Source organism: Arthrobacter sp. SAFR-044 (assembly GCF_051965175.1).
Classification (GTDB): domain Bacteria; phylum Actinomycetota; class Actinomycetes; order Actinomycetales; family Micrococcaceae; genus Arthrobacter.
The window spans coordinates 142,470-164,372 of record NZ_JBQCMK010000010.1 but is presented as its reverse complement, the minus strand read 5'-3'; the positions used below and the strand labels follow the sequence as shown (position 1 = coordinate 164,372).

Here is a 21,903-nt window from a genome sequence, read left to right as displayed (position 1 = left end):
CCAGGCCGGCCGCGCGCCGCCTGCAGGGAGGAACCACTGTGGCTGACCAGCATCAAGGAAAACCGCGCAAGCTGCGGACCTCGGTGAAGGGGCCGCTGATGTTTTCGGCATTCTGGGCCGTCGTCGCCTTCGTGGCAGTGTTGATCTTCGCCTCCGGGGGGAGCGCCCGGGCGCCCCGCTTCGACCTCGCCTTCACGGCCGCCGGCATCGCCTTCATCGTGACCCTGGTGATCGCCGCCATGCTGTCGATGAGCTACAAGGAGAACGCCGAACACCTCGGCAAGGGGTCGGGCGTGAACCTGAGCTCCGCGCCCAAAGCATCTCCCCACGGAGGGTCCGGCCACGGCTTCGGTGCTCCCGGCCGCGAGAACCCGCCGGCATCCGGCAACGGCAGTGACGGCACGCCCCAGCGCTAGCGGCAAACCAGCGTTAAGGGCCAAGCGCAGGAAGACCCTGCTAATTCGCGGCCGCCTGCCTGGCACGGTAGGCCGCAACATGCGCCCGGTTGGCACAGTTTCCCGTGTCGCAATACCGCTTTGACCGGTTCCGGCTCAGGTCCAGCACCGCCGCATCGCAGTCTTCCGACTCGCACATGCGCAGCCGCTCCATCTCCTTGCTGCGGATCACGTCAGCAAGGGCCATTGCCGCCTCGGTGCTCATCCGGTCCGACAGGGGAGCTTCCGGCGCCGTTGCATGCAGATGCCAGTCCCAGCCGTCGTGCTTCATCAGCTGAGGCAGCGCATTCGCGTCCCGCAGCAGCCGGTTAACCGTTTCAACGGCGGCATCCTCATCCGCGGTCCAAACCGCTGCCAGTTCACGTCGCAACTGCAGCACGCTTTCCAATTCCGCGGCATCGCGGCTCCGGCCGCCGGAGAACCCTTCAGCGGCCAGGAAGGCGTCCAGATCTGCCACGGAAGCCAGTCCTTCCCTGCCATTCGCGGAAGTGTTGATGAGGTTCACCACCGTACGCAGCGCCACTTCAGTGTCAGGGGCGAAAACCATGTTGACTCCTTACAGCACCCAAGCGTAGTGTCATGAGCATTACCCCACTTTACTCCTGACAGGAGGCGACGGTGCCTGCCGCCAACAACATCACCCCCACCCCGGAACTGCGCACCGGGCGCCCTGGCTTCCTGGCGTCCGGGCTCGGAACCGCACTGTTCTCTTCCGCGGTTTTTGGCCTGTCCGGGTCCTTCGCCAAGTCATTGCTTGAGGCCGGCTGGTCGCCGGGAGCTGCCGTCACCGCCCGCCTGACTGGTGCGGCGCTGATCCTTGCACTGCCCGCTGCCTTTGCGCTCAAGGGCCGCTGGCACAAATTGCGGGACAACTGGCTCACGATCGTGTTGTTCGGGCTCATTGGTGTGGCGGCCTGCCAGTTGTTCTACTTCAACGCGGTGGCCCGGTTGTCCGTGGGAGTGGCCCTCCTGCTGGAGTACCTGGCCCCGGTGATCATCGTCCTGTGGCTCTGGGCCGCGAGCCGGCGGCGTCCCAGGCTGCTGACGGCCGGCGGGACACTGCTGTCCCTCGCCGGGCTGGTGCTGGTCCTTGACCTTACCGGCGCCGTGAAGGTGGACCTCATCGGGGTCCTTTGGGGAATGGCGGCCGCCGTCTGCCTGGCCATTTATTTCTTCATCACCGCCAGGGAAAATGACACCCTGCCCCCCATTGTCCTTGCGTCAGGGGGACTCATGACTGGCGCTGCCGTGATGTGGCTTGCTGCCGCAACGGGCCTGCTGCCCATGACATTCAGTGCCGCGGACACCACGCTTGGCCCCTGGACCACACCCTGGTGGGTGTCCCTTGCGGGACTGGTGGTGCTGGCCACCGTGCTGGCGTACGTCTCGGGCATCATGGCCGCGCGGGCCCTCGGTTCCAAAGTGGCATCCTTCGTGTCGCTGACGGAGGTCCTGTTCGCAGTGCTGTGGGCATGGCTGCTGCTCGGCGAACTGCCCGGCGCCATCCAGCTCCTGGGCGGTGTGCTGATCGTCGGCGGGGTCATCCTGGTCCGGGTGGACGAGCTGCGTGCCGCCGCATCCCCCGGCGAAAAAGGTGCAGGTGTCACGGCGTCACCCTTGGAACACGCGAACGACGTCGAGCCCGTCCCTTAGCCACGCCCGTCACCTGCGCTTCGCCCGTGCCTTAGCCGTACCCGCCCGGGAAGCCGGCCACCGGCAAGGCGGGCCGCCGCCTTGCCGGTGGCCCTGCACCCCCAGGCGCCGCCGTCGGACGCCAACAAAAAAGGGCAGGGACACCGGTTGGTGTCCCTGCCCCGCCCGCTGCGGTAAGCCTAGTGGGAGGCCTGGCTCTGCTCTTCGGCGTTGCGCTTGGCCTGCGCGCCCGCTTCCTTCAGTGCCTCGGCAACCTTGGTGAGCATCGCCGTGTGGGTGCCGGACCATTCGTTGCGGAACTTGGTGGCGTCCGGGCCTTCCCAGTTGGTGCTGCTCAGGACCTTGGTGAGAGTGGATTTCTGCGTCTCGATCTCGGACGCCCCTGCCTGAAGCTTGCTGCCGAGCTGGCGAAGCTGCTCAACGTCTGCACCCCAAATAGCCATCAGTTTCTCCTTGTTGAAATCGTGGATCCGAACCAGATCGGCATCCCCAGCGGCCCCCCGGCTCATCCGGAAGATCCATTGCCTAAAACCTATCCCGGACCCCAAAAAAGTGTCGATGGGCAGCCCTGCCCATGCCGGGCTCCCCATGGACGCCGGGCGGAGGCCATGAAAAAGGGGTCGATCCCAGGCGTTGGAAGAGCCTAGCATGGCGGTATGTGCCGGAATATCCGAACCCTCCACAACTTCGAGCCGCACGCCACGTCCGAGGAAGTGCACGCAGCCGCCCTGCAGTATGTCCGCAAGATCAGCGGCAGCACCAAGCCGTCAAAGGCCAACCAGGAGGCCTTTGACGACGCCGTCCATGAGATCGCCCACATCACACAGCACCTGCTGGATGCGCTGGTAACGCAGGCGCCGCCCAAGGACCGGGACGCGGAAGCGGCCAAGGCCAAGGCGCGCGCCGCAGTGCGTTACGGCGCGGCCTGAGCCTCGGCCGACGCACTGCTGCTATTTCCCGAAGCTGCGCAGGCGCAGCGAGTTGGCCACCACCAGGACGGAACTGGCGGCCATGGCAGCGCCGGCGATCATCGGATTGAGCAGCCCCAGGGCGGCCACCGGGATGCCCACCGCGTTGTAGAAGAACGCCCAGAACAGGTTGGTCTTGATGGTGCCCAGGGTCTTCCGGGACAGCTCGATGGCCTGTGCCACCTGGGCGAGGTCGTTGCCCATTACCGTCAGGTCAGCGGCTTCGATGGCCACATCCGTGCCGGACCCCATCGCAATTCCCAGATCGGCCTGCGCCAGCGCCGCGGCGTCGTTGACGCCATCCCCGGCCATGGCCACCGTGGCGCCCCCCGCCTGGAGCTTCCGGACTGCCTCGACCTTCCCTTCCGGCAGGACGCCGGCGTAGACGTCGTCCGGGGCGATGCCGACGGCGGCAGCCACCCGGGCGGCGACGGCGGCGTTGTCCCCGGTCAGCAGGATGGGCCGCAGGCCCAGTGCCTTCAACCGGTCGACGGCGGCTGCGGACCCTTCCTTGACGGTGTCCCGGAGGCTGATGATTCCGGCGGCTTTCCCATCCATGGCAACGCAGATGGCCGTCGCTCCACCCTCCTCAGCGGACGACAGCAGGGCCCGCTGGCCGGCATCCAGGACAATCCCGTTCTGCTCCAGCCAGCCGCTCCGCCCTGCCATCACGGCCCGGCCCCCGACGGTTCCCGAGACTCCGCCGCCCGGGGCGGAACTGAAATCCTGCACGGATGGCAACGGGCCGGCGTCGTCCGTTGCGCCCATCGACGGCGCCCCGGCAACTGCTGCCGCCGCGATGGCGCGGGCCACCGGGTGCTCGGAGGCGGCCTCGACGGCTCCGGCCAGCCGGAGGACGTCCTGGTCCTGGAACCCGGGGAACGCTGCCGTCGCATCCACGGCCAGCACGCCCGTGGTGACGGTGCCCGTCTTGTCCAGCAGGATGGTGTCAACGGTGCGGGTGTCTTCAAGGACCTGGGGGCCCTTGATCAGGATGCCCAGCTGGGCTCCCCGGCCCGTGCCCGTCAGCAGGCCCACCGGGGTGGCCAGGCCGAGTGCGCAGGGGCAGGCAATGACCAGCACGGCGACGGCGGCCGTGAACGCCTGCCGCAGGTGGTCCCCGTCAGCGGCCGGGCCGGCGAGGAGGAGCCAGAGCACGAACGTCAGGACGGCAAGCGCCAGGACCACCGGCACGAAGACCGCGCTGATCCGGTCTGCGAGCCGCGCGATGGGTGCCTTGCCGGTCTGGGCCTGCGACACCAGCCGCGCCATCTGGGCGAGAGTGGTTTCGGAACCAACCCGGGTGGCCCTGACCAGGAGGCGGCCGGAGGTGTTGATGGTGGCGCCGGTGACGCGGCTGTCCGGTCCCACCTCCACGGGGACCGATTCACCGGTCACCAGGGAGGCGTCAACGGCCGAGGCCCCGTCCACCACTACGCCATCGGTGGCGATCTTCTCTCCCGGCCGGACCACCAGGACGTCGCCCACCTGGAGCTTGTCGGCGGAAATTTTCTCCTCGTTGCCGTTGCGCAGGACAGTGGCATCCTTGGCACCCAGGTTCAGCAGGGCCTTGAGGGCATCACCGGCCTTCTGCTTGGCATTGGCCTCCAGGTACCGGCCCAGGAGCAGGAAAGTGGTGACGACGGATGCCACCTCGAAGTACAGGCCGCCGGACATGCCCTCCATGCCCGGGTGCTCGGTCATCCGCGGGTCCGCCAGCAGCTGCCAGGCCGAGAACAGGTACGCTGACGCCACCCCGAGCGACACCAGGGTGTCCATGGTGGAGGCGAGATGCCTGGCGTTGATGGCCGCGGCACGGTGGAAGGGCCATGCAGCCCACGTGACCACCGGCAGCGCCAGCACTGCCGCCACCCACCCCCAGTTGGGGAACTGGAACGCCGGGACCATGCTGACCAGGAATACCGGGGCCGTCAGGGCTGCGGCGAGGATGAGGCGCGGGCGGAGCAGCGATGCGGGGACCGCAGCGGCTTCAGTGGCAGGCCCGGCTTCCGGACCCTTAGGGTGTTGGGCGCGGACCGTTGCCTTATAGCCGGCCGCTTCCACCGTTGCTGTGAGCTGTTCGTCGGTGACGCCCTCCGGGACCGTGACGTATGCGGACTCCAGTGGCAGGTTGACCGTTGCGGCCACACCGTCGAGCTTGCCGAGCTTCTTTTCCACCCGGTTGACGCAGGATGCGCACGTCATCCCTTCGATGTCGAGTTCGACGATGCGGGTGCCCGGCGGGCGGAGCAGTTCCTGGTGGCTCATGGTCGGCTTTCCGGTAGTGGAAGGGTTTCTAGGCTTCGTTGGCTACCACCAGGTAGCCGGCCTCGGCTACGGCTTCGCCGATTTCCGCAGGGGAGAGTTCCTTGCCCGAGGTGATGGTCACGGTGGAAACGCCGCCGGCGTTCAGGTCCACGTTCACTGCTTCGACGCCTTCAAGGGCTTCGAGTTCTTCGCTGACTGCCGACACACAGTGTCCGCAGGTCATGCCGGAGACGCTGATGGTTGTGGTGGTGGGGGAGGTGGTGCTCATGGCTTGCTCCTTCAGTGGGGCCGGCGGTGGCCGGGGTGGGATGGGGTGGTGTCAGCGAAGCAGCCGGCCGATCGCGTCGGCAGCTTCCTTGACCTTGGCATCAATGGCTTCTGCGCGTGCGTCGGGGTCCGGTTCGGAGGCTGCCCCCACCACGCAGTGGCCGATGTGTTCCTCGACCAGGCCGAGGCTGACAGCATGCAGGGCCTTGGTGACGGCGGCAACCTGGGTGAGGATGTCGATGCAGTACTTGTCCTCATCCACCATCCGGGCGATGCCGCGCACCTGGCCCTCGATGCGCTTCAGGCGGCGCAGGTACGCATCCTTGTTTCCCGTGTAGCCATGTTGCGGGGCGGTGCCATCCTCGGTGGCCGGCCGCTCGGCCGCGGAAACGGCTTCTTCCATAGCGTTCATGCAGTCAACTTATACCCGGGTGGGGTATCTTGGCAAGTACCCCTAGGGGGTATCATTGGCGCGGTGGGGTCCGACTCACCCAGGTTTCCTTCAGGGCACAAAAAAGCTCCGGAGTGCGTTATTGGGGGATACGCACTCCGGAGCAGCTTTTGGGCAATTCCGGCTTCCATCTCTCTGGATCGGCCTTGCTGAAATTAGCTTACTGGCAGGTACGGCACTGCGCCAGCACCGAGAATAACTACTTTCGCTTTACTTTAGCCGGGCCCCGCAGGGAGGCATCCGCGTCCCTGCCCGCTGCTCATGGCCGGTCCTCGTGGGCGGCCATCCGATAGGGAACCACCAGCACCGGCCGGCTTTGATGGTGGCTGAGCCAGGCCCCCACGGATCCACCCAGGGCCTCCGAGAGCCGGTGGGACAATCCCCGTTCCGAGGTGCCCACAATGATGATGGTGGCGTCCACTTCGGCTGCCAGCTGCCCAAGGGCACGGGCCGGATCCCCGGTGAGGGTACGGAAAGACCACTCGGGGCGACCGCCGCCCGCCGGCAGCTTGTCCACCGTGGCCTGGACCTGTGCCTTCAACTCCGCGGCCAGTGCAGGCATGTCATCATCAGCGTCGGGGTGCCGCGAAAGGCGGTGGGCGGAGCGGGCGGGGTCCCACTCCACAAGGTAGCTGGCTTCATCTACGTACGCGCAGACCAGGGGTGCGGCCAGCCGGGCAGCCAGGGCGGCCGCGGCCTCGATCACCTCCGGGTGCTGTTTGGGCATGAGTCCCACCAGCAGCGGGGCCCCGTCGAAGTGTTCCCACATCATGCTGCCCATTGTCCGCCCGCCCACGGCGGGGTGAACAGGTACGTTAGGCCCGGGCAGCCCCTTGACTGCCGGACCGGGTCGCTAGGGAACTGCGGGGAACGCGGTCACCACCACGTTCTTGCCCCACGGATCCTCCGTGTAGCAACTGATGAGGACCAGGCGGTTGGGCACCATGTCCCAGACCGGACTGTCCTTGAGGCTTGACTTCAGATAGGTGGTGACGCTGTCCACCCGGTAGCTGATGGTTCCGGCCGGAGTCTCAACATCAAGCCGGTCACCAACGGCCGCCGCGGAACTGAGATGGTTGAAGGGAGCGTCCGCGCCTTCCCAGCTGTGGCCGATGACGTAGGTGGTGTTGCCAGAGCCTTTCCCTGGCGTGCCGAAGGCCGTCAGCCAGTATCCGTCCTTGGTGGCAGGGGGCTCGATGGTGCGGCTGGATTGGGCTTCGCCGTCCAGGTCCAGGGGCTGGATAGCGACGTCGAAGGCGGCGGCCGGATAACGGATGTGCAGTGGAGGGGCAGCCGGTGGAAGGTCAGGTGCCTCCACTGCCGGCCGGGCCGGGCTTTGTGCAGCGGCTGCCGCAGCGTGCGGCACACCGGTCTCCGCCATGGGGGCCGCGCCGGCGGACCCAGCAGTGCCGGGAGCCGAAGCGGAGCTGACGGGGACAGCCAGCAGCGGTGAGGGATGGAACAGGGGAGCGCCAATGGTGAAGGACAGGAAAGTGAGGACACCACACCAAAGGATGGCGAGGTCGCCCCGGTTCCACCGCCGCCAGCCCGGGCGTCCCGTGACGCGTCGCCTGGGCGCCGCGTGCCGGCGTCGATCCTGTGGCATGGCATGTCCTCCCGGGCCGGGCTGGATTGGAAGGAAGGCGTCCTGCCGGGCACTGGCAGGACGCCTTCCTTGTCTGGAGCCACTGGAAGTGGCGGGTTATGGGCTAGCCGTCGGTGTGCAGCAAACGTGGCCGACGGCGGACGGCCACCGCTGCTCCTGCGGCCGCCAGCGCTCCCAGGCCTGCGAGCCAGCCGGGCCCGCCGTCGGCGGCACCCACTGCCGTCTGGGCGTTGTACCCCTGGTTCGTTCCCACGCTGACGGGAGTTGCGGCGGGAGCTGCTTGGGGGGCTGCCTTGGGAGCAGCGGCAGCCTGTTTGGCGGGTGCGGCCTGGCCCGAGACAGCGGCCGGTGCCACCGCCGGCGGTTCCACCGCAGTGGTTTCCGGTTGGACAGCGGGCGGTTCCTGAACAGGCTGGTCGACGACGACGGGCGTTTCCTCGGCCGGCGGAGTCACCACAGGAGGTTCCTCGGCGGGAGGTTCGACGACGACCGGCGGCTGCTCGGCAGGCGGTGTCGCCGGAGTTGTGGCAGGAGGATCCACCACAACGGGCGGGTCAATCACTTCGCCGGGCGGCAGTGTCGCACCGCACTCGTTGACGTAACGAAGCTTTCCCTCGTTGGTCCAGTTCTTTCCCTCCGGCAGTTTGGTGGTTGGAGGAATGATGTCATCAGGGTGCTGGTCGTGGCCGCCGGTCCCGTTGGCGTTGAATGACATCTGGGTGAGGGTCTTTCCGTCCCAGTGGCAGGCCACCACCTGGTCAGGGGCGGCTATGGCAGGCGCTGTGAGGCTGATCAGGCCGAGCCCAACCACCCCCAGTGTGGCTAAGGTGCGTTTCATGATTTCTCCCCATATATGTGTGAAACGGACCATGGCGAGGACTGGCCAGCAGTAGCGCCCTATGCCCCAGCAACACGGTCAGCTTGCTTTGAGATTTCAGGCTAGGGGGACCGCTTGACGCAGTCGCCAGTAGGGGATACTCGTCTTTCCCGGGCACCTGCCGGCCAAGTTACCTGCCGGTACCCTAAAGCCGGCCTTGGCCACCTGCTTCCGCGCCAGGACCTTGTCCGCCGCTTGGGCCGCGCCTAACGTTTTAAGTGCAGCAAGGAGGGAAAATCGTGGAAATCTTCATGTGGTGGCTGGACCTGGACCTGGCCAGCAAGGAGTGGTTGCGGCAAAACCTCCATGCGGAGGAACTGCCGCTCCCGGTGCTTCAGGGGATCGCGGAGGCGGGCGGTCCGCATCCGGGCAATCCGGCCGCCGTGCTGACCGCCGCTGACTGGGACTTCATCGAGACCCAGTCGGAATTCGTGGACTGATCCCTCCCGGTCTGCGATTGGGGAAACGCAGGGGGCGGAAACCGTTGCGCCTTGGCCCCTGACGGTGGTTGCATGGTCCGCATGGCAACGGCGGCAGAATCCTTCATCCTGGCAATCGGCACCAAGAAAGGGCTGTGGCTCGCCACCAGCCGCGACCGGCGGGAATGGTCCTTCACCGGCCCGCATTTCCTCATGGCTGAAATCCCCAGCATCGGGATCGATACCCGGGAGGGCCGCACGCGGATCCTGGTGGGGGTCCGCAGCCCGCACTGGGGGCCAACGGTTGCACACTCCGATGACCTGGGCGCCACCTGGTCCGAGCCCGAGCATGGCGCCATCACGTTTCCCGAGGACACCGGCGCCGCCCTCGACCGCGTATGGCAGATCTACCCGGACGCAGAGTCCCGTCCCGGAGTTGTGTGGGCGGGGGCCGAGCCCATCTCCGTCTGGAAATCCACCGACGGCGGCGAGCACTTCGAGTTGAACCGGGGCCTGTGGGACCACCCGCACCGCAGTGAATGGGGAGCGGGCTATGGCGGTGCGGCGGCCCATTCCATCGTCGTGGACCCGGTGGGCGAAACCGTGCACGTCGCCATGAGTACCGGCGGGGTTTACCGCTCGCTCGACGGCGGCACCTCCTGGGAAGCGCGCAACAAGGGCATCTCGGCCTACTTCATGCCGGACCCCAACCCGGAGTTCGGCCAGTGCGTGCACAAGATCGCCGCCGATGCCGCCGTGTCAGGACGCCTCTACGCCCAGAACCACCACGGGGTCTACCGGACGGACGACAACGCCGACAGCTGGAGCTCGATCGCCGACGGCCTGCCCGCGGACTTCGGCTTCGTGATGCTGACGCATCCGCGCCGGGACGGCACCGCCTGGGTGGTTCCGCTGAAGGCCGACGGCGAACGCATCCCTCCCGACGGAAAGCTCGCCGTCCACCGCACGGACGACGCCGGGACCACCTGGACCCGGCTCAGCGCCGGTCTCCCCGAGCACGAGTACAACAGCGTGCTGAGGGACGCCGCATCGGTGGACACCGCCGAACCCGCCGGCGTCTACTTCGGCACGCGGGGCGGCACCGTCTATGCCAGTGCGGACGAAGGGGACACCTTCAGGGAAGTGGCGTCGCACCTGCCGGACGTCCTCTGCGTCCGGGCAGCAGTGGTGGCCGGTGCCTGAGATCTCGTTGCTGCTTCCCAGTGTCCTGCAGCCCCTGGCCGGCGGCCAGTCGGTACTGTCCACCCCAGCCGACGGGCCGGTAACGGTAAGGCGCCTGCTCGACGCGGTGGCATCGGACTATGCCGTGCTGGGCCGGCGGCTCCGTGACGAAACCGGGGCGCTGCGCAGATTCGTCAACATTTACGTCGACGGCGACGAGGTGCGGCGGCTGCAAGGCCTGGAGACCGAGGTCCAACCCGGCCAGGAGGTGCTGGTCATCCAGTCCGTTGCGGGAGGCTGAGCTGCCCATGGAGCCCTGATCGCAAACCAATCCAAAGCATCACGGACGCCACCGTCGAGTGGCTGCATTCGCCGGTACATCATTGGCAGGACCAAAATTAGGGACGGGTTGCGGACAGTCCTTCCTGACTACGCCCGCCACCCCCTCCCCGCACCGGCTATGCCACCCGCCAGACGCTGCACTCGTCCGTATTGACTGCCTTGCGCACGCCGCTGATGCGGTCCAGGATCCAGACCACGCCGATTCCGGGCGCTGTTTCCTGGACGCTGCCGCGGCGGATCACCACGTCGTCATAGGAGGGCCCCACCGACAGGCGGGCTTCGATTTCATCGCCGCGGTGGAGCTGGTCCAGGGCACGGACTCTTGTTACATGCGTGGTCGCTTTCTTCAACATCGCGGGGCCCTCCTGGCTGGAGCTGATGCCGGCTCTTGCCTGCACTACCAAGTCTGGCCCGGCAATGTTGCGTACTGGTTTCCCCGCGGTTAGGGCGCGGTTAGTTCTTCGCGCCGCCCCGGTTTCAGGCTGTTGCCCCGCTCCGGTAGGCCGCAAGGAAGGCGGAAATCCTCCGGACGGCTTCCTCGATGTCCAGCACCGAGGGAAGGATGACAAAACGGAAGTGGTCCGGCGCCGGCCAGTTGAAGGCCGAGCCGTGGGAGACCAGGATCTTTTGGTCCCGGAGCAGGTCCAGGACGAATTTCTCGTCGCTCTCGATCGGGTACAGCTCCGGGTCCAGCCGCGGAAACAGGTACATTGCGCCCGACGCCGGGACGCACGTGACGCCGGGAATGGCCGTCAGCAGTTTGTGGGCAAGGTCCCGCTGCTCACGCAGCCGGCCACCCGGCTTCACCAGCGCATCGATGCTTTGGTAGCCGCCCAGGCATGTCTGGATGGCGTGCTGGGCGGGAACATTGGCGCACAGGCGCAGCGAGGCCAGCAGTTCCAGGCCTTCACGGTAAGCGGCGGTGGCGGCCAGTGGACCGGTGATGGCCACCCATCCGGCCCGGTAACCGGGCATCCGGTAGGCCTTGGACAAGCCGCTGAAGGTCAGGCAGCAAACGTCCTCGGCCACGGCCGCGGTGTGGATGTGCGTCGCACCGTCGTAAAGCACTTTCTCGTAGATCTCGTCGGAGAACAGGACCAGGTTGTGCTTCCGGGCAAGGCCGGCGAACTGTTCCAGGATGTGCCGGGGGTAGACAGCCCCTGTGGGGTTGTTCGGATTGATGATCACAATGCCCTTGGTGCGGGTGGTGATCTTCGCTTCCACATCGGCCATGTCCGGCCACCAGTTCTCTGCCTCGTCGCAGACGTAATGCACGGGCTTGCCGCCGGTCAGGGTCACGGCGGCAGTCCACAGGGGGTAGTCAGGTGCCGGGACCAGGATTTCGTCGCCGTTTTCCATGAAGGCCTGCAGGCACATGGAGATCAGTTCGCTGACGCCGTTGCCGACCACGATGTCCTCGACCCCGATGTTCATCAGGCCGCGGGTCTGGTAGTACTGCGAGATGGCCGTCCGGGCCGTGAAAATGCCTTTTGAATCGCTGTAGCCCTGGGCGCCGCGAAGGTGGTGGATCATGTCCACCACCACGGACTCCGGTGCCTCCAGCCCGAAAGGTGCCGTGTCCCCCAGGTTCATCTTGAGGATCCGGTGCCCTTCGGCCTCCATGTTTTTGGCGGCCTCAAGGATCGGCCCGCGGAGTTCGTAGCGGACGTTCCGGAGTTTGCTGGAGTGTTGCATGGCGCGCATGGTTGATCTTTTCACAAAGCACGACGGCGGCGGAGGCTACGGGGCCAGCCGGTCGCCTTTCCGGTGCACGCGGAACCAGCGGTAGCCGTAGCGTCCCAGCTCCACCTGGAAGCCGCCATCGGGATCCAGGGCGGCGTTGCCGCCGTCGAACAGGTCCAGCAGCATGGCACCCCGGAATGCCTGCGGCCCGTCCCCCGGCCCCACCTTCCCGCTGACCTTCACCGGGTCCTCGCCGAAGTTGTGCAGCAGCACCAGCGTGCCGCCGTCGGAACTGCAGGTGTGGGCGAACACCGCAGGCTCGGGCTGGTCGATGACCCCAAAGACGCCCCAGCCCAACTCGGGCGCCTCCCGGTAGCGCGCGATCAGCGTGGCCATGAAGGTGAACAGCGATGCCGGGTCGCGCTTGCCCGCCGCCGCGTTGACGTTCTCCGGCCCGTACTGGCCCCGCACCAGCGGGGCCACCAGGTCCGACGCCTTGGCGCTGGAGAAGCCGCCGTTCTTTTCGCTGTTCCACTGCATCGGCGTGCGGACCGCGGCCCGGCTCTTCTGCCGGAGGTCCTCGCCCATGCCGATCTCCTCGCCGTAGAACAACACGGGCGTGCCGGGCAGGGAGAACATCAGCGAATACACCATCCGGAGGCGCTCCGGGTCCCCGCCCAGCATCGGCGGCAGCCGCCGTCGCAGGCCCCGGCCGTAGATCTGCATGTTCTTCTCCGGCCCGAACGCGGCGAACACCTCCTGGCGCTCGCCGTCGCTGAGCTTGTCCAGGGTGAGCTCGTCGTGGTTCCGGACGAACATGGCCCATTGGTTGTCCGGATGGATGGCCGGCCGGCTCTTGAGCGTCTCCGCCAGCGGCCGGGCGTCCTGGCGGGCCAGCGACAAGTAGATGTGCTGCATGGACATGAAATCGAATTGCATGTTCAGCTCATTGCCCTCCGGCCCGCCGAAGTACTCGAGCTGCTCCTTGTACGGCAGGTTCACTTCGCCCAGCAGCACGGCACTGCCGTTGCGCCGGCTTACGAAACTGCGCAGCGCCGCCAGGTAGGCGTGCGGATCGATGTTCGCCGCCTCGTCCTTTGGCTGCCCGCGCGTCTCCAGGAAGAACGGCACGGCATCCAGCCGGAAACCGTCCAGCCCCAGCTCCAGCCACAGCCCCATCGCCTTGGCAATCTGGTCCCGGACCTGCGGGTTCATCACGTTCAGGTCGGGCTGGTGCTTGGCGAACATGTGCAGGTACCACTCGCCAGTGGCCTCGTCCAGGGTCCACAGCGAGTTTTCCTCCCCGGGAAACACCACTTCGGAGGACGTGTCCGGGGGCGTGTCCTGCCGCCAGACGTAGAAGTCCCGGAACGGGTTGTCGGTGGACTTCCGCGCCTCCACGAACCAGGGGTGCTGGTCCGAGGTGTGGTTCACCACGAAGTCCGCGATCAACCGCATGCCGCGGTCCTGTGCGGCACGGATGAACTCCACCAGGTCGCCAAGGGTCCCCAGCCGGGAGTCGACCGCGAAGAAATCCGTCACGTCGTAGCCGTCGTCGCGGTCCGGGGACGGGTAGAACGGCATCAGCCAGATGCACGTCACGCCAAGCGCGGCGAGGTAGTCCACCCGCTGGGTCAGGCCGGCAAAGTCACCGGTGCCGTCGCCGTCGTCGTCAAAGAATGTCTCCACGTCCAGGCAGTAGATGACGGCGTTCTTCCACCACAGGTCCGACGTCTCCGCGATCCTCATGCCGGAGCGTCCGACGCCGGTATGGCACTTGCACGGACCAGTTGCGGTTCAGCGGGGGCTCCGGCAGCCGTGGTTCCAAGGGTGCGCAGCTGCGGCAGGACGTCCGCGCCGAACGCATCGATGAAGGACGCCTGCTCCTGGCCCACGAAGTGCAGGTACAGCTCGTCGAAGCCCAGCTCCGCATACCCGCCCAGCCACTCCACGTGCTGCTCCAGGCTGGCGGAAACGTTGACCGTGCTGCGGACCTGCTCCTCGTGCACATGCTCGCCCACGCTGTCGAAATGTCCTGCCGTGGGCAGGTCCCAAGGGATGGGCGGCGCGAACGTGTTGGTCCGCCACTGGTCCAATGCGATATCAAGGGCCTCATCCTCTGTGCCGGCCCAGGACAAATGCACCTGCAGCACGGCCTTCCCCCTGCCCCCGCTGTCACGGTAGGCGGCCAGCATATCGCGCAGCTTCGGTGCGGGCTGGTTGACGGTGACCAGGCCGTCCGCCCAGGCCGCTGCCCGGCGCGCCGTGTCCACGCTGATGGCCGGTGCGATCAACGGCGGCGGGGTTTCAGGGACATCCCAGATCCGCGCCTGCTCCACCGTCACCAGGCCCCGGTGGGTGACCTCCTCGCCGCGGTGCAACCGGCGGATCACGTCCACGCACTCCTCAAGCCGGCGCTGCCGGATGTCTTTCGGTGGCCAGGGATCACCCGTGACATGCTCATTCATGTTTTCCCCGCTGCCCGGCGCGAACCAGAACCTGCCCGGAAACATGCCGGCCAGCGTTGCTGACGCGTGCGCGATGATCGCCGGGTGGTACCGCTGGCCGGGCGCGGTCACCACTCCGAACCGCAGGCCGGTGGTGGCCAGCGCTGCTCCGAGCCAGGACCAGGCGAAGCCGGAGTGCCCCTGCCGCGCGGACCACGGCTCGATGTGGTCCGAGCACATCGCCGCATCGAAACCGGCGCGTTCGGCGTGCTGGACGTCCTTCAGCAGTTGGCCGGGGCTGATCTGTTCGTGCGATGCGTGAAAACCGACAGTGACCATCGATAACCTCTACCGTCCCGCACCCTGCCCTGTCGAGGGTCCGCCGGAAAACCGGTGCGGGCAGGGGCTGCTTGTCAGATAAGTTAGAGACTTGTGGTACTGCATTCCGGCTCGCGGCGGAACGCGTGGGACGGGAAGGGGAGTACCTCGATGGGCGGTGTGCTGATCGGCCTGGCGGTGATTGGCGTCGTCATTGCCGTTGGTTATGTCGCCGCGCGCTGCGGCCTGGGCGATGAACCCACCATCTCGGCGTTGACCCGTACCGCCTTCTTCATCACCAACCCGGTGCTGCTCTTCACGGTGGTGCTGAAATCCGACCTGTCCGTGGTTTTCTCGGCCTTTGTTCCGCTGGCCATGATCACCGCAGCCGTCACCGCGCTGTTGTATGTGGCTGCCAGCCGGATCTGGTTCCGGCGGCCGCTCGCCGAGACGGCGGTGGGTGCGATGGCGGGCTCCTACGTCAACGCCAACAACATCGGCATCCCGATCACGCTTTATGCCCTTGGCGACGCCACCCCCGTGGCCCCGGTCCTGCTGGTCCAGCTGCTCCTGTTCGCCCCGCTGGTCCTGACCCTGCTGGACCTTTCCGCGGCCGGGCGGTTCTCACCGCGGCTGATGCTGACGCAGCCCTTCCGCAACCCCATGATCATCGCCTCGCTGCTGGGCGTGGTCCTCGCGGCGTTCCACGTGAAGCTGCCGGACCCGGTGATGGCACCGCTGACGCTCCTGGGCGGAGCGGCCGTCCCGGTGGTGCTGCTGGCTTTCGGCATGTCGCTGCAGGGCACCAGGATGCTCCGGAGCGGCGGGCACACGGCTGAGATCCTCACTGCCACGGCGCTGAAGTCCGCCGTGATGCCGGCGGTGGCGTTCGTCGTCGGACGTTTCCTGTTCGACCTGGACCACCGCATGCTCCTGGGCGTGGTGCTCATGGCGGCGCTGCCGTCGGCCCAGAACGTGTTCCTGTTCGCCAGCAAATACGGGCGCGGCGTGGCTGTGGCGCGCGAAACGATCCTGCTCTCCACGGCGGCTGCCGCGCCGGTGCTGGTGCTGATCGTTTGGCTGCTGGCGGCCTGACGCCGGGCGCGCCGCCCTACCGCGCGGGCCACCGGCCGGGCAAGAATGGGCACATGGAACTTCCCGTGATGCCGCCCGTCCCGCCCATGCTCGCCAAGGCCATCAGCGGCATCGACGGAATCCCCGGAGGCGGGGACCTCAGCTACGAACCCAAGTGGGACGGCTTCCGATCCATCATTTTCCGCGACGGCGATGACCTGGAGATCGGCAGCCGCAACGAAAAACCCATGACCCGGTACTTCCCGGAACTCGTAGCCGCGCTCAAGGAGAACCTGCCGCCGCGCTGCGTGGTGGACGGCGAGATCATCCTGGTGGGGGCGTCCGGGGACAGGCTGGATTTCGACACGCTCCAGCAGCGCATCCACCCCGCCGCCAGCCGGGTGAAGCTGCTGGCGGAACAAACCCCGGCCAGTTTTGTGGCTTTCGACCTCTTGGCACTGGGCGATGAGGATTACACCGGCAGGCCTTTCTCGGAGCGGCGGGCCGCGCTGGAGAAGGCGCTCGCGGCCAGCAAGGCGCCCGTCCACCTCACCGCCGCCACCACGGACAAGGAAACGGCCGCGCACTGGTTTGAACAGTTCGAGGGGGCCGGACTGGACGGCATCGTGGCCAAGCGGCTGGGCGGCCGGTACGAACCCGACAAGCGGGTGATGTTCAAGGTCAAGCACGAGCGCACCGCCGACTGCGTGGTGGCCGGCTACCGCCTCCACAAGAGCGGGCCCGACGCCATCGGCTCGCTGCTGCTTGGCCTGTACAAGGACGACGGCGGCCTGGCGAGCGTGGGCGTGATCGGCGCCTTCCCGATGAAGCGGCGGCAGGAGCTGTTCCAGGAACTCCAGCCACTGGTCACCGACTTCGATAACCACCCCTGGGCCTGGGCCAAGCAGGAGGAAGGCGAACGGACGCCCCGCAACGCCGAGGGCAGCCGCTGGAGCGCAGGCAAGGACCTGTCCTTCGTTCCGCTCCGGCCCGAACTGGTGGTGGAGGTCCGCTACGACCACATGGAGGGCGACCGGTTCCGCCACACCGCGCAGTTCAACCGCTGGCGGCCGGACCGGGACCCCGAATCCTGCACCTACGCGCAGCTGGAAGAGCCGGTGAACTTCGACCTCGCCTCGGTGCTGGAGACCGGCCGGTAGCCGCAGACTGCGTGTCCACACGGCAGGTCCGCCGCGGTTCGTATCCAACCAGATACGGACGCCATGGACCGGGGATACCATTGTTGAAGCGTTCTCGAAGATGGCACCGTTTGGCTTCCCGCAACGAGACGGATCCTTACACCAGGAGATAAGTGCTGTGGCAGAATCACCGACCAAGAGCCGCTTTGCGCGGGATGAATCTGCCAAGATAAATGCCCTGCTGTCGGATCACCCAGTGATCGCAAGCATCAAGGATGAGGACGGTTTGCGGGCGGTTCTGACAGCCCCATGCCCTGTTGTCTTTGTCCTCTTTGGATCCGTGATGTCGATCAGAGGGATCGTGGAGACGCTCAAGGCGGCCGGCAAGACGGTCTTTGTCGATGTGGACCTCCTTGATGGTTTCGCCAGCAAGCCGGTCGTGGTCGATTTTCTGAGGGCGAACACGCATGTCGACGGCATTCTCAGCTCAAAGGCTGCCATGGTACGTGCGGCAAAGACGGCGGGATTCCTGTCAATTCACCGTCTCTTCCTGATCGATTCGTTCAGCTACAACAATCTGCCCAAACAGGTCTCCGTATCGGGCGCAGACGCCATCGAGATCCTGCCGGGATGCATGCCCCGAGTAATCTCATGGGTTTGCGAAGACATAGATCTCCCGCTGATTGCTGGTGGACTGGTATGTGACAAGGAGGACGTGATCGGCGCGCTGGGTGCTGGTGCCACAGCAGTGGCTTCGTCCAACCGGGATGTGTGGCTCATGTAGCGAAAAACAAAACTGCCCCTAGGCAGACCTCCGGCCACATGCTAGAGTCCTTTTCAACTTAAAACTTCATACTTGTTCCGGGCTCTGCCCGTGACGGTTGCTCAAAAACTAGAGAACAGCGACCCCCAATTCCAAGGGGATCGCTGTTCTCTTTTTTTGTGCCTTTCCTGAACAAGGTGGAGGTTGAGTCAGCCCGCAAAAGCGCGAACGCCTAACACGAACGGAAACATAAGAATTGACAACCCTCAAACGCGAAGAGATCGTCAGCGCCTACGCCGATATCCTGGGCAGCGACCGCGTAATTACCGATGAGCAGACGCTGCGGGAGAACAGCGTCGACCGCTATTACAAGGTCGAAAATATCTTTGGTATCTATTCCTTGCCTCTGCCTGCGGCAGTCGTAAAGCCGGGTACTCCGGAAGAAGTTTCATCAGTACTAAAGCTCGCGAACGAATATGGAATCAGTATCGTCCCCAAGACTGGAGGCTCAGCAACGGAGGGCGGCCTTGAAACCGTCGTTGAAAATTCTGTCGTTGTTGACGGGTCATTGATGAACGAGATCATCAACATTGACACCGAAAATATGCTGGCGACCGTCCAGTGCGGCGTTCGGCTGCAGGATCTTGAGGACGAACTTCGAAAGATCGGCTACACGACCGGCCACTCCCCCCAGTCGAAGCCAATTGCACAGTTCGGAGGGCTCGTTGCAACGCGATCCATTGGACAGTTCTCGACTCTCTACGGTGGCATCGAGGACATGCTCGTCGGCGTTGAGACGGTGTTTGCCAATGGTGAGATTTGCCGAATCAAGAATGTTCCGCGGCGGGCGGCCGGCCCGGATATCCGTCACCTGGTGCTGGGAAACGAGGGTGCCCTCAACTTCATCACGGAGGTAAGCGTCAAGATCTTCCGCTACTTCCCCGAAAACAATCGGTTCTACGGATATCTGCTGGACGACATGAAGACGGGCTTCGAAATCCTCCGGGAAGTAGTCACGCAGGGCTACAAGCCTTCTGTTGCCCGCCTTTACGACAAAGAAGATGGGCTGTACCACTTCGGGCACTTCTCCGAAGGCCGTTGCGTACTGATTTTCATGGCGGAGGGCCCCCAACTCATCGCCGATGCCACCGGTAAAGCCATTGAGCAAATTGTCTCCTCCTTCACTGCTGCAGATCGGGTTGCAGACTCGCTGATCGAGGACTGGTTTAACCACCTGAACTGGGACGTCTCCAAGATCGAAGAGGAAAGGGTGGAAATTCGCGAGACCCTGAATAACGGCTTCACCACAGAGATCTCCGGAAACTGGAGTGTCATCAACGACATCTACATTAATGCGCTCACAAGAATCCGGAACGAAGTGCCGGCGCAATTCAGCCTCTTGGGCGGCCACTCCAGCCACAGCTATCTCAACGGAACAAATATGTATTTCGTCTATTACTACAAAATTGACGTGGACCCCACCGAGGAACGCACGGTTTACCACGACCCCATCCAGAACATAATCGTGGAGGAAACGCTCAAGCTCGGCGGTTCAATGTGCCATCACCATGGCGTGGGAAAGCACCGGACGCACTTTCTCGCAGAAGAATACGGTTCCTCGCTGTACATGCTGGAGACCCTCAAGTCTGCCTTTGACCCGAATGGCATCATGAATCCAGGGACAATCTTCCCGCTCTGATCCAGCCCAGAATCAACTCAGAACCAGGGAGTTTGTATGCCCGATTTGAACATTGCCGAATTTCAAATGAGTTTCTTCTCATTGAAAGGCAAGAATGCGATCGTAACCGGAGGCAACACCGGTCTCGGTCAGGCCTTTTCACTTGCGCTGGCCAAGGCAGGCGCCAATGTGCTGGCTGCCAGCATCATGCCTGATGATGGCAGCACGGGGACCATGGTCGAGGAAGCCGGCGCAAAATACGCCTACGTCAAGTCCGACATCACGGTGGAGGGAAACCCTAAAAAGGTTGTGGATGCCTGTATATCCGAATTTGGGAGCGTGGATATTCTCGTCAACTGTGCGGGGCGAAGCATCAACGAACCCGACGTCCTCAACTACACCCGTGCGCAATGGGACCCCATGGTGGCGCTGAACCTGACAGCCGCCTTCGAAATGTCACACGAGTGCGCCAAGTACATGGTTCCGCAGGGCAGCGGCAAGATCATCAACATCTGCTCGGTTTTCACATTCCTCGGAGGGCAATGGTCGCCGGCCTATGCAGCCACAAAGCACGGTATTGCAGGATTCACCAAGGCCTACTGCGACGAGTTGGCCCAGTTTGGTGTGCAGGTTAACGGCATTGCACCCGGCTACTACGCCACAGAACTAACCACTGCGACCAGAGCTGATCCTGAAGCCAACCGGCGGGTCCTGGACCATATCCCGGCGAACCGCTGGGGGCAAACCCAGGACCTCATGGGCGCGACAGTATTCCTGGCCAGCCGGGCGTCCGATTACGTCAACGGTCACATCCTGAGCGTCGACGGCGGTTACCTGGTGCGCTAGGCGCCGGCAACGCAGATGAGGAACATGACATGACCACCAACTACATCATCGGACTTGATGGTGGATCCCAAAGCTCAAAGGTAGTCATCTTCGACACCAACGGCCGGGTCGTGTGCGAGGCAAGTGAGCCCCTGGCCCCCATGCACACGCCCGGGGCGGGTATTGCGGAACACCCGAACGACGACCTCTATGACTCCATCGTTGCCGCGGCCGCCCGGGCGATGAGGGCTTTTCCTGGAAATCGCAAGGACATCATTGGCGTGGGGTTGTGCACCATCCGGTGTTGCCGGGCACTGGTTCGCAGCGACGGGACCCTGGCCGAGCCTGTCCAAAGCTGGATGGACCATCGGCTCTCCAAAGCGTATGAACACAACAACGACGACGTCGCTTACGTCACCACCGCTTCGGGGTATCTCATGGGCCGGCTCACTGGGGGGCTAACGGACACCGCGGCCAACTACATTGGACCCTGGCCCATGGATGGCCGGACATGGGACTGGTTTGACGATCGGGAAAAGTTCGAGTCGTTCAATGTGCCGCGTGACATGTTGTACCGGTTGCAGATGCCGGGCGACGTCGGCGGCTTTGTGAACACCACCTTTGCGGAGCTCACAGGGATCCCACAGGGGATACCTGTGGTCCACACCGCAAACGACAAGGCTGCCGAGGCATTGGGTTCCGGCCTCCGCGACGACGCAACCGGCCTGGTCTCGCTGGGCACGTACATTGCCGGCATGGTCGTTGGGAAGGAATTTGCGGCCGAGCCGCGGACATACTTCTCGAACTTCGCGTCAGAGCCGTACCGCTACATATACGAATGCGGCGGCATCCGGCGGGGCATGTGGACCGTCTCCTGGCTACGGGACCTGTTTGGTGCGGAGAACGCCCTTGCTGCGGCGGAGGCCGGCACCAGTGCCGAGGAGCGCTTAAACAGGTTGGCTTCTGACATTCCCGCAGGAAGTGACGGCCTGCTGTGCGTTCTCGACTGGCTCGCACCGCCGAACAAGCCCTTTAAAAAGGGAATGTTCATCGGCTTCGACGAACGGCATGGTTACGCGCACATGTACCGCGCCGTCCTGGAAGGCATCGCCTTCACAATGAAGCGAAACATGGCTGCCATGACCGCCGAACGAGACATGGATCTTAGGACGCTGGTTATCTCAGGTGGCGGCTCAAACAGCGATCTCATCATGCAGATCTTCGCCGACGTCTTCAATATGCCAGTGGTCCGGAATGTTGTCCGGAACGCCGCCGGTCTCGGTGCTGCCATCTGCGTTGCCGTGGCCTGTGGAATTTACCCGGACTTCGACGACGCATCTGCCCATATGGTTCGGCGAGAGGACCGATTCGAACCCGACCCGCAGAACGCCGCGCTGTACGAGCAGTTGTGCACAGTTGCGGCCGAAATACCGATGCACACAGACCCCATTTTGGAAAAAATCCACAAAATACTATCTGACAAATAAG

24 protein-coding genes are annotated in these 21,903 nt (G+C 64.8%); 12 read left to right on the top strand and 12 right to left on the bottom strand.

The window, feature by feature from the left end; genetic code table 11:
* Positions 1 to 38 precede the first annotated feature (38 nt).
* Positions 39 to 416 (top strand): hypothetical protein, encoded by a 378-nt coding sequence (locus tag ACTHQS_RS16245; protein WP_440170972.1) that lies wholly within the window; start codon positions 39 to 41, stop codon positions 414 to 416.
* A 40-nt stretch (positions 417 to 456) separates the two neighbouring features.
* On the opposite strand, the gene ACTHQS_RS16240 is transcribed toward ACTHQS_RS16245, so the two are convergent.
* Complete coding sequence (locus ACTHQS_RS16240) at positions 457 to 1,002, bottom strand: CGNR zinc finger domain-containing protein (protein ID WP_440170970.1); 546 nt, start codon at positions 1,000 to 1,002, stop codon at positions 457 to 459.
* A 71-nt stretch (positions 1,003 to 1,073) separates the two neighbouring features.
* On the opposite strand from ACTHQS_RS16240, the gene ACTHQS_RS16235 reads away from it, so the two are divergent.
* Positions 1,074 to 2,108 carry an EamA family transporter gene (locus ACTHQS_RS16235; RefSeq protein WP_440170967.1) on the top strand — a complete coding sequence of 345 codons (1,035 nt, stop codon included), beginning with the start codon at positions 1,074 to 1,076 and terminating at the stop codon, positions 2,106 to 2,108.
* Between the two features lie 179 nt (positions 2,109 to 2,287).
* Here ACTHQS_RS16235 and ACTHQS_RS16230 read toward each other — a convergent pair whose 3' ends face one another.
* A complete protein-coding gene (locus ACTHQS_RS16230) occupies positions 2,288 to 2,551 on the bottom strand; it encodes a WXG100 family type VII secretion target (RefSeq protein WP_043448478.1) in 264 nt (87 codons plus the stop codon).
* A gap of 213 nt (positions 2,552 to 2,764) precedes the next feature.
* Between ACTHQS_RS16230 and ACTHQS_RS16225 the strand changes: the two genes are divergently transcribed.
* Complete coding sequence (locus tag ACTHQS_RS16225; protein WP_440170965.1) at positions 2,765 to 3,037, top strand: DUF2277 domain-containing protein; 273 nt, start codon at positions 2,765 to 2,767, stop codon at positions 3,035 to 3,037.
* A gap of 21 nt (positions 3,038 to 3,058) precedes the next feature.
* Here ACTHQS_RS16225 and ACTHQS_RS16220 read toward each other — a convergent pair whose 3' ends face one another.
* The 6 genes from ACTHQS_RS16220 to ACTHQS_RS16195 form a co-directional block, all read right to left on the bottom strand.
* Positions 3,059 to 5,344 carry a heavy metal translocating P-type ATPase gene (locus ACTHQS_RS16220; RefSeq protein WP_440170963.1) on the bottom strand — a complete coding sequence of 762 codons (2,286 nt, stop codon included), beginning with the start codon at positions 5,342 to 5,344 and terminating at the stop codon, positions 3,059 to 3,061.
* Between the two features lie 28 nt (positions 5,345 to 5,372).
* Positions 5,373 to 5,612 carry a heavy-metal-associated domain-containing protein gene (locus ACTHQS_RS16215; RefSeq protein WP_440170961.1) on the bottom strand — a complete coding sequence of 80 codons (240 nt, stop codon included), beginning with the start codon at positions 5,610 to 5,612 and terminating at the stop codon, positions 5,373 to 5,375.
* Positions 5,613 to 5,663: 51 nt separating this feature from the next.
* Positions 5,664 to 6,014: a metal-sensitive transcriptional regulator gene (locus ACTHQS_RS16210; protein ID WP_440171001.1), complete on the bottom strand. Its 351-nt coding sequence runs from the start codon at positions 6,012 to 6,014 to the stop codon at positions 5,664 to 5,666.
* 307 nt (positions 6,015 to 6,321) lie between these two features.
* Positions 6,322 to 6,834: a universal stress protein gene (locus tag ACTHQS_RS16205; RefSeq protein WP_440170959.1), complete on the bottom strand. Its 513-nt coding sequence runs from the start codon at positions 6,832 to 6,834 to the stop codon at positions 6,322 to 6,324.
* 81 nt (positions 6,835 to 6,915) lie between these two features.
* Positions 6,916 to 7,668, bottom strand: coding sequence for a class F sortase (locus ACTHQS_RS16200; protein ID WP_440170957.1), 753 nt, complete (start codon positions 7,666 to 7,668; stop codon positions 6,916 to 6,918).
* Positions 7,669 to 7,771: 103 nt separating this feature from the next.
* Positions 7,772 to 8,506 (bottom strand): hypothetical protein, encoded by a 735-nt coding sequence (locus tag ACTHQS_RS16195; RefSeq protein ID WP_440170955.1) that lies wholly within the window; start codon positions 8,504 to 8,506, stop codon positions 7,772 to 7,774.
* Between the two features lie 278 nt (positions 8,507 to 8,784).
* On the opposite strand from ACTHQS_RS16195, the gene ACTHQS_RS16190 reads away from it, so the two are divergent.
* The 3 genes from ACTHQS_RS16190 to ACTHQS_RS16180 all read left to right on the top strand — a co-directional run bounded on the left by ACTHQS_RS16190 (position 8,785) and on the right by ACTHQS_RS16180 (position 10,447).
* Positions 8,785 to 8,985, top strand: coding sequence for a hypothetical protein (locus ACTHQS_RS16190; RefSeq protein ID WP_366367305.1), 201 nt, complete (start codon positions 8,785 to 8,787; stop codon positions 8,983 to 8,985).
* 72 nt (positions 8,986 to 9,057) lie between these two features.
* Positions 9,058 to 10,167: a WD40/YVTN/BNR-like repeat-containing protein gene (locus ACTHQS_RS16185; RefSeq protein WP_440170952.1), complete on the top strand. Its 1,110-nt coding sequence runs from the start codon at positions 9,058 to 9,060 to the stop codon at positions 10,165 to 10,167.
* The gene (locus ACTHQS_RS16180) at positions 10,160 to 10,447 is read left to right on the top strand and encodes a MoaD/ThiS family protein (protein WP_440170949.1); all 288 of its coding nucleotides are present in this window, start codon (positions 10,160 to 10,162) and stop codon (positions 10,445 to 10,447) included. The genes ACTHQS_RS16185 and ACTHQS_RS16180 overlap by 8 nt, the downstream gene beginning before the upstream one ends.
* Positions 10,448 to 10,604: 157 nt before the next feature.
* Here ACTHQS_RS16180 and ACTHQS_RS16175 read toward each other — a convergent pair whose 3' ends face one another.
* The 4 genes from ACTHQS_RS16175 to ACTHQS_RS16160 form a co-directional block, all read right to left on the bottom strand.
* Positions 10,605 to 10,841 carry a hypothetical protein gene (locus tag ACTHQS_RS16175; protein WP_440170948.1) on the bottom strand — a complete coding sequence of 79 codons (237 nt, stop codon included), beginning with the start codon at positions 10,839 to 10,841 and terminating at the stop codon, positions 10,605 to 10,607.
* Positions 10,842 to 10,965: 124 nt separating this feature from the next.
* On the bottom strand, positions 10,966 to 12,192 hold the full coding sequence (locus ACTHQS_RS16170) for a pyridoxal phosphate-dependent aminotransferase (RefSeq protein WP_440170946.1): 1,227 nt from the start codon (positions 12,190 to 12,192) through the stop codon (positions 10,966 to 10,968).
* A 36-nt stretch (positions 12,193 to 12,228) separates the two neighbouring features.
* The gene (locus tag ACTHQS_RS16165) at positions 12,229 to 13,920 is read right to left on the bottom strand and encodes an alpha-amylase family protein (RefSeq protein ID WP_440170944.1); all 1,692 of its coding nucleotides are present in this window, start codon (positions 13,918 to 13,920) and stop codon (positions 12,229 to 12,231) included.
* Positions 13,917 to 14,957, bottom strand: coding sequence for a TIGR03885 family FMN-dependent LLM class oxidoreductase (locus ACTHQS_RS16160; RefSeq protein ID WP_440170942.1), 1,041 nt, complete (start codon positions 14,955 to 14,957; stop codon positions 13,917 to 13,919). Before ACTHQS_RS16160 ends, ACTHQS_RS16165 begins: the two co-directional genes overlap by 4 nt.
* A 150-nt stretch (positions 14,958 to 15,107) precedes the next feature.
* Here ACTHQS_RS16160 and ACTHQS_RS16155 point away from each other — a divergent pair, with 150 nt between their 5' ends.
* The 6 genes from ACTHQS_RS16155 (at position 15,108) to ACTHQS_RS16130 (ending at position 21,902) form a co-directional block, all read left to right on the top strand.
* Positions 15,108 to 16,031 (top strand): AEC family transporter, encoded by a 924-nt coding sequence (locus tag ACTHQS_RS16155; protein WP_440170939.1) that lies wholly within the window; start codon positions 15,108 to 15,110, stop codon positions 16,029 to 16,031.
* Between the two features lie 53 nt (positions 16,032 to 16,084).
* Entirely contained in the window at positions 16,085 to 17,170 is a 1,086-nt protein-coding gene (locus ACTHQS_RS16150) for an ATP-dependent DNA ligase (RefSeq protein WP_440170937.1), read from the top strand.
* Positions 17,171 to 17,327: 157 nt separating this feature from the next.
* Positions 17,328 to 17,933, top strand: a complete 606-nt coding sequence (locus ACTHQS_RS16145) for a glycerol-3-phosphate responsive antiterminator (protein ID WP_440170934.1) — start codon at positions 17,328 to 17,330, stop codon at positions 17,931 to 17,933.
* A 235-nt stretch (positions 17,934 to 18,168) separates the two neighbouring features.
* The gene (locus ACTHQS_RS16140) at positions 18,169 to 19,611 is read left to right on the top strand and encodes an FAD-binding oxidoreductase (protein ID WP_440170932.1); all 1,443 of its coding nucleotides are present in this window, start codon (positions 18,169 to 18,171) and stop codon (positions 19,609 to 19,611) included.
* A gap of 36 nt (positions 19,612 to 19,647) precedes the next feature.
* The gene (locus ACTHQS_RS16135) at positions 19,648 to 20,436 is read left to right on the top strand and encodes an SDR family NAD(P)-dependent oxidoreductase (RefSeq protein WP_440170930.1); all 789 of its coding nucleotides are present in this window, start codon (positions 19,648 to 19,650) and stop codon (positions 20,434 to 20,436) included.
* Positions 20,437 to 20,465: 29 nt separating this feature from the next.
* Positions 20,466 to 21,902 (top strand): FGGY-family carbohydrate kinase, encoded by a 1,437-nt coding sequence (locus ACTHQS_RS16130; RefSeq protein WP_440170929.1) that lies wholly within the window; start codon positions 20,466 to 20,468, stop codon positions 21,900 to 21,902.
* The last annotated feature ends 1 nt before the right edge of the window (position 21,903 follow it).

Bases quoted from the DNA above. Each gene is read 5' to 3' on its own strand.
- ACTHQS_RS16175 (WP_440170948.1), bottom strand. From the start codon at position 10,841: ATGTTGAAGAAAGCGACCACGCATGTAACAAGAGTCCGTGCCCTGGAC.
- ACTHQS_RS16185 (WP_440170952.1), top strand. From the start codon at position 9,058: ATGGTCCGCATGGCAACGGCGGCAGAATCCTTCATCCTGGCAATCGGC.
- ACTHQS_RS16240 (WP_440170970.1), bottom strand. From the start codon at position 1,002: ATGGTTTTCGCCCCTGACACTGAAGTGGCGCTGCGTACGGTGGTGAAC.
- ACTHQS_RS16195 (WP_440170955.1), bottom strand. From the start codon at position 8,506: ATGAAACGCACCTTAGCCACACTGGGGGTGGTTGGGCTCGGCCTGATC.
- ACTHQS_RS16215 (WP_440170961.1), bottom strand. From the start codon at position 5,612: ATGAGCACCACCTCCCCCACCACCACAACCATCAGCGTCTCCGGCATG.
- ACTHQS_RS16150 (WP_440170937.1), top strand. From the start codon at position 16,085: ATGGAACTTCCCGTGATGCCGCCCGTCCCGCCCATGCTCGCCAAGGCC.
- ACTHQS_RS16225 (WP_440170965.1), top strand. From the start codon at position 2,765: ATGTGCCGGAATATCCGAACCCTCCACAACTTCGAGCCGCACGCCACG.
- ACTHQS_RS16200 (WP_440170957.1), bottom strand. From the start codon at position 7,668: ATGCCACAGGATCGACGCCGGCACGCGGCGCCCAGGCGACGCGTCACG.
- ACTHQS_RS16160 (WP_440170942.1), bottom strand. From the start codon at position 14,957: ATGGTCACTGTCGGTTTTCACGCATCGCACGAACAGATCAGCCCCGGC.
- ACTHQS_RS16165 (WP_440170944.1), bottom strand. From the start codon at position 13,920: ATGAGGATCGCGGAGACGTCGGACCTGTGGTGGAAGAACGCCGTCATC.
- ACTHQS_RS16220 (WP_440170963.1), bottom strand. From the start codon at position 5,344: ATGAGCCACCAGGAACTGCTCCGCCCGCCGGGCACCCGCATCGTCGAA.
- ACTHQS_RS16230 (WP_043448478.1), bottom strand. From the start codon at position 2,551: ATGGCTATTTGGGGTGCAGACGTTGAGCAGCTTCGCCAGCTCGGCAGC.
- ACTHQS_RS16130 (WP_440170929.1), top strand. From the start codon at position 20,466: ATGACCACCAACTACATCATCGGACTTGATGGTGGATCCCAAAGCTCA.
- ACTHQS_RS16155 (WP_440170939.1), top strand. From the start codon at position 15,108: ATGGGCGGTGTGCTGATCGGCCTGGCGGTGATTGGCGTCGTCATTGCC.
- ACTHQS_RS16135 (WP_440170930.1), top strand. From the start codon at position 19,648: ATGCCCGATTTGAACATTGCCGAATTTCAAATGAGTTTCTTCTCATTG.
- ACTHQS_RS16210 (WP_440171001.1), bottom strand. From the start codon at position 6,014: ATGGAAGAAGCCGTTTCCGCGGCCGAGCGGCCGGCCACCGAGGATGGC.
- ACTHQS_RS16170 (WP_440170946.1), bottom strand. From the start codon at position 12,192: ATGCGCGCCATGCAACACTCCAGCAAACTCCGGAACGTCCGCTACGAA.
- ACTHQS_RS16205 (WP_440170959.1), bottom strand. From the start codon at position 6,834: ATGATGTGGGAACACTTCGACGGGGCCCCGCTGCTGGTGGGACTCATG.